The 12,559-nt window shown below is 72.3% G+C and carries 15 protein-coding genes and 1 tRNA gene; 4 read left to right on the top strand and 12 right to left on the bottom strand.

The window, feature by feature from the left end:
- Positions 1-90 precede the first annotated feature (90 nt).
- On the bottom strand, positions 91-1,926 hold the full coding sequence (locus MF672_RS28330) for a hypothetical protein (RefSeq protein ID WP_242376419.1): 1,836 nt from the start codon (positions 1,924-1,926) through the stop codon (positions 91-93).
- A 227-nt stretch (positions 1,927-2,153) separates the two neighbouring features.
- Here MF672_RS28330 and MF672_RS28335 point away from each other — a divergent pair, with 227 nt between their 5' ends.
- Positions 2,154-2,312 carry a hypothetical protein gene (locus tag MF672_RS28335; RefSeq protein WP_242376418.1) on the top strand — a complete coding sequence of 53 codons (159 nt, stop codon included), beginning with the start codon at positions 2,154-2,156 and terminating at the stop codon, positions 2,310-2,312.
- Between the two features lie 4 nt (positions 2,313-2,316).
- Here MF672_RS28335 and MF672_RS28340 read toward each other — a convergent pair whose 3' ends face one another.
- Together MF672_RS28340 and MF672_RS28345 are read right to left on the bottom strand one after the other, a co-directional pair.
- Entirely contained in the window at positions 2,317-2,568 is a 252-nt protein-coding gene (locus tag MF672_RS28340) for a hypothetical protein (protein WP_242376417.1), read from the bottom strand.
- A 5-nt stretch (positions 2,569-2,573) separates the two neighbouring features.
- Positions 2,574-2,909 (bottom strand): hypothetical protein, encoded by a 336-nt coding sequence (locus MF672_RS28345; protein ID WP_242376416.1) that lies wholly within the window; start codon positions 2,907-2,909, stop codon positions 2,574-2,576.
- A gap of 123 nt (positions 2,910-3,032) precedes the next feature.
- On the opposite strand from MF672_RS28345, the gene MF672_RS28350 reads away from it, so the two are divergent.
- Positions 3,033-4,505 (top strand): tetratricopeptide repeat protein, encoded by a 1,473-nt coding sequence (locus MF672_RS28350; RefSeq protein WP_242376415.1) that lies wholly within the window; start codon positions 3,033-3,035, stop codon positions 4,503-4,505.
- A gap of 9 nt (positions 4,506-4,514) precedes the next feature.
- On the opposite strand, the gene MF672_RS28355 is transcribed toward MF672_RS28350, so the two are convergent.
- Positions 4,515-5,240, bottom strand: coding sequence for a VOC family protein (locus tag MF672_RS28355; RefSeq protein WP_242376414.1), 726 nt, complete (start codon positions 5,238-5,240; stop codon positions 4,515-4,517).
- A gap of 135 nt (positions 5,241-5,375) precedes the next feature.
- A complete protein-coding gene (locus MF672_RS28360) occupies positions 5,376-5,750 on the bottom strand; it encodes a DUF5997 family protein (RefSeq protein WP_242376413.1) in 375 nt (124 codons plus the stop codon).
- A gap of 54 nt (positions 5,751-5,804) precedes the next feature.
- Here MF672_RS28360 and MF672_RS28365 point away from each other — a divergent pair, with 54 nt between their 5' ends.
- Positions 5,805-6,539 carry a LysR substrate-binding domain-containing protein gene (locus tag MF672_RS28365; protein WP_242376412.1) on the top strand — a complete coding sequence of 245 codons (735 nt, stop codon included), beginning with the start codon at positions 5,805-5,807 and terminating at the stop codon, positions 6,537-6,539.
- Between the two features lie 19 nt (positions 6,540-6,558).
- Here MF672_RS28365 and MF672_RS28370 read toward each other — a convergent pair whose 3' ends face one another.
- Complete coding sequence (locus MF672_RS28370; protein WP_242376411.1) at positions 6,559-7,632, bottom strand: Gfo/Idh/MocA family protein; 1,074 nt, start codon at positions 7,630-7,632, stop codon at positions 6,559-6,561.
- Between the two features lie 675 nt (positions 7,633-8,307).
- Here MF672_RS28370 and MF672_RS28375 point away from each other — a divergent pair.
- Positions 8,308-8,913, top strand: a complete 606-nt coding sequence (locus MF672_RS28375) for a hypothetical protein (protein ID WP_242376410.1) — start codon at positions 8,308-8,310, stop codon at positions 8,911-8,913.
- 398 nt (positions 8,914-9,311) lie between these two features.
- Here the strand turns inward: MF672_RS28375 and MF672_RS28380 are convergent, their stop codons facing one another.
- From MF672_RS28380 to MF672_RS28405, 6 genes are all read right to left on the bottom strand, one after another.
- Positions 9,312-9,923 carry a DUF7873 family protein gene (locus MF672_RS28380; protein ID WP_242376409.1) on the bottom strand — a complete coding sequence of 204 codons (612 nt, stop codon included), beginning with the start codon at positions 9,921-9,923 and terminating at the stop codon, positions 9,312-9,314.
- 389 nt (positions 9,924-10,312) lie between these two features.
- The gene (locus MF672_RS28385; protein WP_242376408.1) at positions 10,313-10,645 is read right to left on the bottom strand and encodes a hypothetical protein; all 333 of its coding nucleotides are present in this window, start codon (positions 10,643-10,645) and stop codon (positions 10,313-10,315) included.
- A gap of 104 nt (positions 10,646-10,749) precedes the next feature.
- The gene (locus MF672_RS28390; protein ID WP_242376407.1) at positions 10,750-10,935 is read right to left on the bottom strand and encodes a hypothetical protein; all 186 of its coding nucleotides are present in this window, start codon (positions 10,933-10,935) and stop codon (positions 10,750-10,752) included.
- A gap of 127 nt (positions 10,936-11,062) precedes the next feature.
- Positions 11,063-11,134, bottom strand: a tRNA-Val gene (locus tag MF672_RS28395).
- A 17-nt stretch (positions 11,135-11,151) separates the two neighbouring features.
- A complete protein-coding gene (locus MF672_RS28400; protein WP_407654745.1) occupies positions 11,152-12,132 on the bottom strand; it encodes an ROK family protein in 981 nt (326 codons plus the stop codon).
- 63 nt (positions 12,133-12,195) lie between these two features.
- The gene (locus tag MF672_RS28405) at positions 12,196-12,531 is read right to left on the bottom strand and encodes a hypothetical protein (RefSeq protein WP_242376405.1); all 336 of its coding nucleotides are present in this window, start codon (positions 12,529-12,531) and stop codon (positions 12,196-12,198) included.
- Between the last annotated feature and the right edge of the window lie 28 nt (positions 12,532-12,559).

Genomic DNA, 12,559 nt, shown 5'->3' on the forward strand with positions numbered 1-12,559 from the left:
GTCACCCAGGGGGCGTGCCATCCCGTTCCATCGCCCGTTCCGCCGCGTGACCGTGCGGGCACCCGTCGCGGGCGCCCGCACGGGGTGCGTTCAGCGTGGCCGGTAGCAGCATCGCAGCCCGGTCTGCACCGTGGCGCGAAGCTCCTCCCCGATCACCGCGTCGACGGCCGCGATCCGCGACAGCGCCCGCCTGATCGCCTTGCCCACCGCGATCCTGGCCCGCTCCTCGCTGCCCGCGAACGGCCTGGCCCGGCCGCCGATCCCGGTGGCGGCCGTCAGCTCCGCCACCAGCCACTCGCGTTCCAGGCGCAGCGCCGACACCCGTTCCAGGTCGTTCATCTCCTCCAGCTCGTCGATCTCGGCCTGGAGCTGCGTCAGCCGTTCCCGGTAGGAGTCCCTGGCGAGGTCGTCCAGCACCGGCTGGGCCGAGGAGCCCTCGCCCTCCTGCGACCAGGTGCCCGCCGCGAGGTCGGCGGCCAGGATCTCGCGGCCCGGGTTGGCGACGAGCGCGGCCAGGTGGGCCATCCCGACGCTGTGGTCCGCCACCGCGACCCGCCCGCCCAGCTCGATCCGCCAGTGCCGGCCGTGCCGCCGGAACTGGCACGCGCCGCGCGCCTCGTCCGGCCGGCCGATCAGGCCGGGCAGCGTCATCCCCAGCTCCCTGGCCTCGCGCGCGGCGGTCGCCAGCTCGGCGAGCGCGCTCGCGTCCTGCGGCCCGTCGCGCAGCGCCAGCGCCTGCCCCAGCCGGCACCGCGACAGCGCGGCCGCCGGCCAGTGCCCGAGCGCCAGGTTCGCCTGGACGGCGGCGCGCAGGTGCCGGACCGCCCGTTCCAGGTCGCCCATGGTGAGCGCGGCCATGCCCAGCGAGTGCTCCACCGAGCCGAAGCAGACCACCCCGAGGCTGCCGATGACCGGCAGGCCGGCGTACGGGCTGAGCAGCGCGTACGCCTGCGCCGCCGTCCCCGCGTCCTGGAGCAGGTGGGCGGTCTCGGTGACGAAGTACATCGACACCATCCAGGAGCTGGAGCTCGGCAGGTCGGCCAGGTCCCGGCCGCGGACGCGGGCCAGGTTCCCGGCCGCCAGCCGGTGGTCGCCCGCGACGGCGGCGGCCAGCGCCAGGCCGGCGAGGTAGGAGTTGTCGATCGGGCTGAGGGTGGGCGAGCTGACCAGGTCGAGCAGCGCGGGCACCAGCTCGCCGGCGCGGCCCTGGTACCAGCGGATCGCGCCGACCTGGCCGCCGAACCAGCCGGTGGCGTCCATGTCGCCGGCCTTGACGCCCCGTTCGAAGCACTCCCCGGCCAGCTTCTCCGCCTCGTCGAAGCGGCCCTCGCGAATGGCGAGCATGACCTCGATGGCGTTGACCACGTACCCCACCGCCAGGTAGGCGTGCTCGCCCAGCAGCCGGCGCAGCTCCTCCAGGCAGCGTTCCGCGTGCGGGTCGGCGGCGAGGAAGAGGTCGACCGTGCGCCACATCAGGCCCATCAGCAGGTCGCCCCGGCGCTCGGTCACCGCGGCCTGGCCGATCAGCTCCCCGGCCAGCTCGCGCCGCAGGGCCGCGTGCTCGGGGCCGAGCAGGCAGTGGTGGGCCAGGCTGAGCGCCTCCGCCACGGCGAACGGGTCCCCCGAGTCCCGCGCCTCGCGCAACGCCCGCAAGATCCCGGTATGTGTACCGTCCCGATAGTCGTCCTCTCCCCGTAGTCTGACCCGCAGCCGCAACGCCAGCGGCGAGGAGGCGTCGAGCAGCGACAGAGCCCGTAACTGGCGGGTGCGCACCGCCTCCGACTCCGCGCACGTGCGATGCTCCTGCACCCAGCGCCCGCCGAGCCCCAGCGCCGCGAGCCCCAGCGCGATCGGGTCGCCGGACTGCTCGGCCTGGCGGTAGGCGGCGTCGAACCAGCGCCGCGCGGTCTGCAGATCTCCGTTCACGTGCAGCGCCCGTTCCCCCAGAACGAGCGACAGCCTGACATCGAAACTAGGGGCCGGCAGCACCTCCGGCCATTGTGCTACGCCCACGTTCCGCTCCCCTGTCGGTCTACTGGGCTGAGCCTGGGAACGGTCCTCCGAATACCGTTCGAGAATTAGGACGTACGGCGTCTCCGCGGGGTTCAATTCGCTCGAAACTGTCGGTGCCGCGCGGCAGAATGCGGAGCACCATGATTCCTTTCAGCGCCGTACGTTCGCAGGGGGGCGACATCGTCGTCTTCTACGTGGGCTCCGAGCCCCGCATGACCCCTGAGCAGGCTCTCGCCTTCGCCGACCAGCTCCGCGCCCTGGCCGGCGCCGACCCGGCCGCCGCCCTGGCGGCCGTCTGACCCTTCAGAGCGTGCCGGCGAACCGGTCCATCGCCACGACCACGTCCGCCAGCATCCGCGCCGACCTCACCGGCCCGCCGCCCTCCAGCCCGTGGTTCGCGCCGGGGATCTCGACGTACTCGCGGCGAACGCCCGGCTGCCGGGTGAGCTCGCGCGCCACATCCCCGTCCCAGGAGCCGTCCGCGCCGCCGCCGACCAGCAGCGCGGGCTCGGGGTTGCGCCGCAGCCCGGCCACGACCGGCTCGTACCGCAGCAACGGGGTCAGCCAGATCGCGGGCAGCTCCCGCTCGGCGGCCAGCGGGGCGCGAACGTCGCGAGCGACTTGGCCACGACGAGCAGCCGCCGCGCGTCCCGCTCGGCGTCCAGCGCCGCGCGCGCCTGCCCGGCCACCCATCCCCCCAGCTCGTCCGGGTCCCGGGTCGCGGGCGCCTCCCACCAGATCTCCTGCACCGTCCACCCGTGCTGGACGAGCACCGCCCGCGCGAAGTGCAGCAGCGGCCGGGCGGGCACGTACCCCGCTCCGGGCAGCAGCACCGCCACCCGCTCCGGATCGCCCTCGGCCCGCGTCGGGATCCCGAACACCGTGTCAGGAGCCATGCCGGGAGTATAGGCGCGGATCCTGTCGCACGGCCCTGCCGGAGATCGCGCCGTCGCGCACGCCGAGCGCCCTTGCCGCCCGAATGCCGGTGAGTGTCGTACCCGATCTCTATACTCCCGCCCATGCCAGGGTCACCTACTCCACTCGATCTCGCCTTCGGTCTCCTCCAGGAGGGCCGGCTGATCGAAGCCGAACAGATCATGCTCCGGGAAGTGGACACCGCCGAGCGCACGCACGGCCGCGGCAGCCCGCAGTGGGCCGCCGCCCAGTGCGACCTCGGGAACGTCCTGTTCAGCTCCCGGCAGCCCGACCGGGCGGTCGAGTGCTTCCGCAACGCCTGCGACGCCCATCCGCCGACCGGCGACCGCGAGGCGTACCAGGACCACCTGACCTACCGCCTCAACCTCGGCTCGGTGCTGACCATGGCCGGCCGGCTGGACGAGGCCGAGACCGAGCTGCGCCACAACCTCCAGGAGCGGCGCGAGTTCTACGGCCCCGAGCACCCCGGCTACGCCTACGCGCTTGAGCCGCTGGCCGACGTCCTGGCGCAGCGCGGCCTGCTGGCCGAGGCGCGCCAGCTCATCGAGGAGACCATCGCCATCTTCTGGAGCAGCGGCCACGAGCGGGTGGCCACCGCGCTGGCGCTGCGCGCGGAGATCGTGCTGGCCGCGGGCGGCGCCGAGCCCGTCTTCCCGCACCTGGGGCAGCTCCCTGACGAGGTGGTCGAGCAGATCGCGCTGACGGCCACCGACCGCTCCGGCCGCCACCCGGCCATGGGCAAGGCCCTGCTCGCCGACCTGGCGGGGGCGCTGGAGCAGCGGCTCGGGCCCGACCACCAGATGACGCTCAACGTCCTGTCGCAGCTGGCTAACATCAGCCACGACGCCGGCGACGAGGCGGGACGGGTGGAGGCCGTCCGGAGGGTCCTCGCCGCCTACGACCGGCAGGGCAGGCCGGAGGAGGCGCTGATGGCGGCGCTGGGCCTGGCCATGGCCCAGGACGACGCGGGCGACACCGAGGGCGGGTTGCGCACGTACGAGCAGGCGCACGCCCGGGCCGCCGGCCTCGGCCGCCGTGACCTCACCGCTCAGGTGCTGCGCAACTGGGGCCTGGCCCTGTCGGCCGCCGGCCGCGCCGCCGAGGCCGAGCGGCGCCTGCGCGAGGCGGTGGCCGAGGCCGAGCAGGCCCACGACGCCGAGCTGCTCGGCCGCGCGCGCATCGCGCTCGGGCTGTTCCTGCAGCACGAGGCGCGGCCGGCCGAGGCGCAGCAGATGGTGGAGGCGGGGCTGAGCACCCTGGACGTCGCGCACCCCGACGCGATCACCGGCCGCGGCCACCTCACCGCGATCAAGTCGGGCGAGTCCTGCGGCTGCGGCGACCTGGCGGGCGCGGTCGCCGACGCCTTCCGCGCGTTCGTGCTCGGCAAACTGCCGCCCGACCTGCTGGCCCGCCTCGACGTGGCGGTCGAGGACAACGACTTCAAGATCCAGGTCGAGCTGCGCCGCGAGCCGTCCGAGGGCGAGCTGGAGCACATGAACCGGTTGTTCCAGAGCGCCGTCGCGGAGTTCCGTGGCCGCCTCACCTCCAGGGCGTGACGGCAGGGCTCAGCGCGGGGCGAGGACGCAGAACTCGTTGCCGTCGGGGTCGGCCATGACCACCCAGCCGACCTCGCCCTGACCGATGTCGACGCGCTTGGCCCCCAGCGCGACCAGCCGGTCGACCTCCGCCTGCTGGTCGCCGCCGGCGGGCGGAGCGAGGTCGAAGTGCAGCCGGTTCTTGCCGGTCTTGGGGCTGACCGGCGGGCCGCCCCAGGTGATCTTGGGGCCGCCGTGCGGGGAGCGGATGGCGGTCTCCTCGTCCTGGTCCCAGACCAGCGGCCAGCCCAGCGCCTCGCTCCAGAAATACCCGACGGCCTGGGTGCCGTCGCAGGCGAGCGCGCCGACGAAGCCACAGTCGGCGAGGAACTTGTTGCCCGGCTCGATCACGCAGAACTCGTTGCCCTCCGGGTCGGCGAGCACGACGTGGTCCTCGTCGGGGGACTGGCCGATGTCGATGTGCCGGGCGCCGAGGTCGAGCGCTCTCGCCACGGTCTGCCGCTGGTCGTCGAGGGATGTGCTGGTCAGGTCGAAGTGCGCCTGGTTCTGGCCGGTCTTCTGCTCCTGCGAGGGCAGGAACCGGAGCCGGAACCCGGTGTCGTCGTCCGGCAGCAGCGCGATGCCGTCCTCGTGCGGGCTGCGGCTCTCCTTCCAGCCGAGGACGCCGGCCCAGAAGCGGGCAAGGCGGGCGGGGTCGTGCGCGTCGAAACAGAGTGCGTCAAGGTGGCAGGTCATCGTGCTGCGCGCCTCCGATCGGTCGGGGCCCTGGTCAGGACGCCGGCCGGTGGCCGGCCCTGCGAACGTAACCCGAGGCCGTCCGCGCCCGCCACGCGTTTTCCTGCCACCCGCCCGGGCGCTGCCGCCGTGCGGTCAGCGCTGCTGCTTGAGGCGCTGCGCCTCCTTGCGGGCCTCGGCCTGGACCGTCCGCTCGCGCTCCAGCCACTCGGGGTTCTCCGCCTTCAACGCCTCGATCTCGTCGGTGGTGAGCGGCTCGGTGACACCGCCTCTGGCCAGGCCGGAGATCGAGACCCCGAGCTTCGCGGCGACGACCTGCTTCGGGTGCGGCCCGTTGCGGCGCAGCTCGGCGAGCCAGGCCGGCGGCCTGGCCTGCAGCTCGTTCAGCTCGTCCCGCGAGACGACGCCCGCCTGGAACTCGGCGGGAGTGGCCGAGAACAGCACGCCCAGCTTCTTGGCCGCGGTCTCGGGCTTCATCGTCTGGACGGTCTTCGGCTTGGACGGGCTCATGAGGGCAAGCGTAGCCAGTCGGGAGGGCTTTGCTGACATCGGTACCCTGAGGCGGTGACCGATGGAGACAGCGGCGACGAGTTCCGCCTGGCGTACCCGCCCGGGGTGACTCCCGCGAAGTGGGCCGGCATCTGGGCCGAGCGCAAGCCCGAGATCCCGTTGACGCTGGTCGCCGTGCCCGCCGCCGAGGTCGTGGGCCTGCTGCGCGACGGCGGCGCCGACGCGGGCTTCGTCAGGCTGCCGGTCGAGCGCGACGGGCTCAGCGTGATCCCGCTCTACGTGGAGACCACGGTGGTCGTGGTGCCCAAGGACCACGTGGTGGCCGCCGCCGACGAGGTGAGCCCCGCCGACCTGGCCGACGACGACGTGCTGCACCCTCTGGACGACACCCTCGACTGGCCGGTCCGTCCCGGTTCGCCGGCGTTCACCCGCCCGGCGACGACGGCGGAGGCGGTCGAGCTGGTGGCGTCCGGGGCCGGGCTGCTCCTGGTCCCGCAGTCGCTGGCCCGCCTGCACCACCGCAGGGACCTCACGTACCGGCCGGTGACGGACGCGCCGCAGTCACAGGTGGGCCTGGCCTGGCTCACGGACGCGACCACCGACCTGGTGGAGGACTTCATCGGCATCGTACGCGGCCGCACGCCGAACAGTTCCCGCGGCCGTACCACGCCGCAGCAGCAGCCCAAAACCCGCAAACCACCCCAGAACGCCGCGCGCAGCCGCCGCGCCACCCCGCCCCCGCCCCCGCCCGCCGGCCGCAACAAGCGGAAGGGCCCCCGCCCACGCTGACGCGGTCGAGGCGGAGCCGCTACCCCGCCCACGCCTCCTTACCGGTGACGACCGGCGTGCCGCTCCTGGCCGCCTCCCCGATCGCGATCGAGATCAGGTGGTCCTGGCACGCCTCGGCGAGCGGGTACGGCGGCGGCCCCTCCTGCCGGGCCCAGGCCCCCGTCCGCTCCAGGATGTCCGCGACCGCGATGTCGTCGTCCGACAGCCCCGCCCCGTCGAACGGGTTGCGGTAGACCACCCGCCCGTCGAAGCTGATGTGCTTCAGGTCGCGCAGCTCCAGGTTGAGATCGACCCCGGTGTCCCGCCGGATCAGCACGGACTCCACCGGCGTCGTGGGGTCGGCCAGCCGGACCACCCGGTCGTCGGCCAGCTCGCCCCTGGAGCCGCGCACCACGACGCGCCGCATGCGCAGCGGGTTCCACCACTGGTTGTCGGTGAAGTCGTACAGGCCCATCCGGCCGCCGAAGTCGAGGGTCGCGATGGTGGTGGTGCGACGCTGCGGCGTATCGTCGCCGCTCCAGCCGTCGAAGGTCAGCGGGTCGGCGAGCGGCGCCTCGAACGCGCCCGCGCGCACCTCGGCCGCGTCGAACCCGACGCCCAGCAGGCCGCGGATCATCGACACCGCGTGGTACAGGTGCGTCGAGGACACCTGCACCGACGTCGGCTCCCCGATCACGCCCTCCCGCACCAGAGCCAGCCGCGCCGCGTGCCCGGGCATCAGCAGGTACTGCTCCGCGACCTGCACCAGCCCGGTGCCCCCCACGTCCTGCCACAACCCACGCAACCCGGCCAGGTCGGGCGCGGGCGGCGTCTCGGCCAGCACCGGCGTCCGGTGCCCGGCCACCTCGCGGATCGCGTCCGGCATGGCCGCCCACGGCACCGCCGCGGCGACGTAGTCGGGCCGCTCGTGACGCAGCAGCTCCCCGACCGTCCGGAACGCCGGCACGCCCCAGCGGGCGGTCACCTCCTCGCCCCGCTCGGCGCTGCGCGTGACGACCCCGCTGACCCGCAGCCGATCCGGCACCGCCGCCGCCAGCCGCAGGAAGAACCGCGTCCGCCGCCCGCTCCCGATCGCGCCGAACGTCGTGGTCATGGGCGCTCAACCTCCTCGAAGCCGGAGCACATCCGGATCAGCGTACTCGGGCCATGCAGACGGACCACCGCGTACCGCCCCTCATCGGGTGTACCTGGAAGCGTCCTTGGCGCTTCCCGTGCGCGCCGACACCCGCGTGGAGAACCCCTCGGGCCACATCCCGCGACGTGCTGGAGCCGGCCCGCAACAGCGTGGCCCACGGCACCGGCGTGCGCTGCGCCGGCCTCGTCCAGTACATCCAGATCTCCCTGGGCAACAAGGACGACATCGTCACCAACCTCAGCACCGTCCCCGTCCGGGTGACCGGCGGGGAGGGGAACGACCTGGTCAACGGCGGCGCCGCAACGCCCACTTCCGCGGCGGGCCGGGCGACGACGTGCTGCAGGCCGAGAGCCTCGGCGACGGCAAGGACACCTTCATCGGCCGGGGCGGCACGGACACCGTCGACTACACCTCGCGCGTCGGCAAGCCGTCGGTGACTCTCGACGGTGCCGCCGACGACGGACTGACGGGCGAGGGCGACAACATCGCCGCCGACGGGCCCGGGCGCGAACGAGCTGCCAGGACCTTCCTGCGGGACGTGTCACTCTCCTCACCGGGCAACGACGAGTACACCCCGGAGATCCCTCGCGCGTCTTCTTCCCGTCCATGCCCTTCCGCCTCAGGAGCCACGCCATGCGTTTACGCGTCCTCGCCGTCCTCGCCGTGCTTGTCGGAACGTTCCTCGCCGTCCCGCCCCAGGCCGCTTCCGCCGCCACCACCTACCGCGGCGAAGGCGACGACGTGATCCGCATCCCCGTGACCACGCAGCCGTCCCTCGTGAAGGCCACCCACCGAGGCGAGTCCAACTTCATCGTGTGGGCGCTGTCCACCAGCGGCAAGCAGGTGGGGCTGGTGGCCAACGCGGTCGGTGACTACAAGGGCACCGTCGCGTTCAACACCATCTCCCGGCAGAAGGTGCGCTCCCTGGAGATCACCGCGGACGGCGCGTGGACGCTCCAGGTCCTGCCGCTCACCAAGGCCCGTTACTGGGCGATCAACGCCAAGGGCGAGGGCGCGGACGTCCTCCGGCTCACCGCACCCCTCAAGGCGGCACGCCGGATCACCCTGCGGCACGCCGGCGAGTCGAACTTCGTCGTGTGGACTCTCGACAACCGCGGCAGCACCACGAAGCTGCTCGTCAACAAGATCGGCGACTATCGAGGGCGGGTGCTGCTGCCCGCGGGCACCCGCTATGTCACCGTCGAGGCCGACGGCGCCTGGTCGATCAACCGAGGCTGAGAGCGCGACGACAGCCCCGGGAAAGCAGCGGCCCCCCGGACTACCCAAGCCGGGGGGCCTTGATGGTGCCGCCATGTCCGAGGCCAGCAGCGTTTAAGAGAACAGGTCAGTCCTGACGATGTGCGCTCTGCCGTTGAGCCACCGCGGCACGAAGAGCCGCGGGCCGGATTCGAACCGGCATCTCAACAATCATCGCCCGTCCTCGGTCGATCTGGCGCTCGACGGTCAATGCTGAGCTTCGAGCGAGAATCTGAACTTGACCGGCCGCCTCTGCCTGTTGGGCTACCCGGGCCCGAATGCCCGGGGAAGGTCTCGAACCTTCACTTGAGCCGTTCGTCAGCTTCAGCCTGAGCTTCAGCTTTTGCGCTAACGCGCACCCCGCGCTCAACGGGGAGTTCTCAGGTCAGGCGAAAAGGTAGGCGAAGACGGCGTCGCCAACCCGGCGGTCCTCGACCGGCAGGGCGCCGGAGAAGGCCGTCTTGGTCCAGTAGCCGACGACGATGTCCTCGGTGAACACCTGCACCTGCGCCGGGTGCTTGTCGGTCGCCTCGGCCAGGACGTGGTTGCGTCTCGGCCGGATCCAGCGTCGGCAGCTTGGAGATGAGCGTGTGCAGGTCGACGAGCTGCTTCTCGAGGAACAGCAGGTAGGTGACCGGCGCGCCCTCGATGAGCGGCTGCCCGTCCACGACCACGTCGGCCTTGGCGACGGTGTTCGTCCAGTCCTTGGTCGCGGTCACGTCGAACAGCTTCGTCAGCGCCTTGCCGACCTCGGCCAGCACCTCCTCGGCCTTCACCTGGACGCGGGTCGACTCCGGCGGGAGCTGCTCACCCTCGTCGTCGATCGGCTGGTAGGTGCGCGACAGGCCGGACAGCAGGGGCGGCTTCTGGATGGTGTGGTAGGCATCGGTGACCGCGCGCTGGCTGCTGGCCTTGACGCCCTTTTCCACGGCGAGGATCTGGTTCAGCTTCGCCAAGGCGAGGGTCCGTTCATGCGAGGGGTTGGCGGGCACGAAGCAAAGCACAAAGGCCCTGTCGGACGAGGCCCCGCACCTCCAGCTGCTGCGAATCAAACCCGTACGTGTTGCTGACGCCGCCCTCCGGAAAGAGGCCGAGGCCGGCGCCCAGAAAGGGAGTCGCCATCCTTCTCGGCCGCAGCGCTCCCTGGCACGCGTCCCCTCTTCCACCATTCTCTCCCCGACCAAGATGGAGCCGGGCGGCCCATAGCGGGGTTACCGCTTCTGACCATCGACGGTGGATACGGAAATACGTCGCTCATCGACGACAAGAGTCGCTTCGCGCGCCTTGCGAGATATCGCGCCTGGCGCAGTCGGTGCGTCTTCACGCCGGATCGCCTCGGTGCTGCTTGATGTGCAGCCGATCGGCACGACCTGGAAGACGCTTACCCGGTCGCGTGAGAGTGGGGCACGACCACCACTTGATCGTCGTCCTCGTAGATGATCCTGCCGGGATCCGCCGATTCGAGGCGTACGCACTGCACGTCGTGGGCGGCCAGGATGGCCAGGTATCCAGGCACCCGCTGGATCAGGTGACCGGCTGACGCCTTGAACCAGGCCGCCGCTCCCGGGTTGATGTCGCGGTCATAGACAGTGGGGTCCACGGTCGCGGGGTCGGTGAAGTTGGCCTCGTACCAGGCGTTGTTCGCGCGCCTGAACGCCTCCTCCGCCTCCGACAGGAGCCCCTGCCCGGCGAGGCCGTTGAGCAGGCCGAACACCCCCGGGCATGTCCCGCGACGGTTCGGCGTCGGACTCTGGAACCTCACGTACATCAAGGCCCTTCCAAGGGTCGCCTTCTCGCCCGATCCACTTGGACGCACGATCAACTCGTCCAGAGGACGATCTTTCCGAGCAGGATCCCGCCGATCCAGAGAACGAACATCAAGGTCACTGTCGTGCGAGCCTCCTTGCGCTGACGATCAGTGCGACCTGGCCGCCGTGCTCTTGCGAGCAACATGATGGCCACTGCCGCGAGAGCAAGGGTCATCGAGATCTCGACAGTAGTCACGGCGCGAAGATACTACGGCGCCATCCGTCTCTGCAGCTTTCGCCCTTCGGGCAACGGCTCCTGGCCGCTGGCGCAGACCTTCGGCAGGCGCGCGACTCATGATCGCTGCGGGGCTTCCTGATGCAGGTGGGCGGTACTGGGTTCGAACCAGTGACCCCTCGCTTGTAAGGCGAGTGCTCTACCGCTGAGCTAACCGCCCCTGATCGGCACTACACCTTACGACACCAAGGGCACCGATCGCACATCCACTTCCCACCCGGGCCCCAGCTCCGGGCGGCCGGCGGCGCGCCAGCCGAGGAGGGCGGCGCCGAGCATGCCGGCGTCGACGCCGAGCGCGGCCGGGACGAGGGGCGGGGCGTCGCGGAAGGCCAGGCGTTTGACCAGGCGGGTGCGGACCGGGTCGAACAGGGCGGGGCCGGCTTCGGCGAGGCCGCCGCCGAGGACGATGACCGACGGGTCCAGGAGCAGCGTGTACGTGGCCAGCGCCAGCGACAGCGCCTCCACGGCCTCGTCCCAGATCTCGATCGCGATCGGGTCGTCGGAGGTGACCACCTGCTCGGCCTTGACGCCTTCGACGCCGGCGCGCCGGCTGTAGCGGCGGCCCACGGAGGCGGCCGAGGCGTACGTCTCCAGGCAGCCGAACTGGCCGCAGGCGCACTGCTCGCCGTCGGGGAAGACGGGGGTGTGGCCGATCTCGCCGGCCCAGCCGGAGGAGCCGCCGTACGGCTCGCCGCGGATGATGGAGGCGCCGGCGATGCCGGTGCCGATGGGCAGGAACAGGAAGTCGGACACGCCGCGTCCGGCGCCCAGGATGCTCTCGGCGAGGCCGCCCGTGCGGACGTCGTGGCCCAGCATGACGGGGATGTCCAGGGTGGTGAACGCGGAGGCGGGGACGTCGCGCCAGCCGAGGTTGGTGGCGTAGATGGCGGCGTGCTCGGAGACCAGGCCGGGCACGGCCAGGCCGACGCCCGCCGGCTCGCCGTCGCCGGCCGCGGCCAGGTGGCTGATGAAGTCGGAGACGGCGGCCACGACCGCCTCGCCGCCCTCGGTGCGCGGCGTGGGGCGCCGCTCGCTCAGCAGCACCTTGCCGGAGTCGCTGACGAGGCCGCCCTTCATGGAGGTGCCACCGACGTCGAGCGCGACGACGAACGATGACCTACTCGCCGGGCTGCTCGACGTACTGCTCAATGCGGACACGGTAGGAGACGATAGCGCAGGTGGTACGGGCCCCGGGAAGGGGCGGTGGGGGCCGGGCGCGGGTCAGGCGCGGCCGAGGACGCGGTTGAGCGCCGCCTCCACCTCCACCGCGAGGTCCCTGGCCGCCGGGGGCGGGTCGGGCGCGGCCGCGGACGGGCAGGCGAGCGGGTCGTCCGCCCGCGCCAGCCACACGGCCCCGCAGGCCCGGCACTCCACCTCGCCCAGCCGGCAGATGAGCGCCGTGGAGCCGCAGGTGCCGCAGTGGTCGAGGTCGAGGTCGTGCAGGCGTTGACAGTCCGGGCAGATCAGCACCTGGGACTCGTGGCGCACCCCGCGCTGCCACGGGCTGGCGCCGCGGACGGGGTCCGTCTGCCGGGCCCCGCAGCGGTAGCAGGGCATCGTTTCCTCCGAAGTCTGTGCCGGTGTG

This window comes from Actinomadura luzonensis (assembly GCF_022664455.2).
In the GTDB taxonomy this organism is placed as follows: Bacteria; Actinomycetota; Actinomycetes; order Streptosporangiales; family Streptosporangiaceae; genus Nonomuraea; species Nonomuraea luzonensis.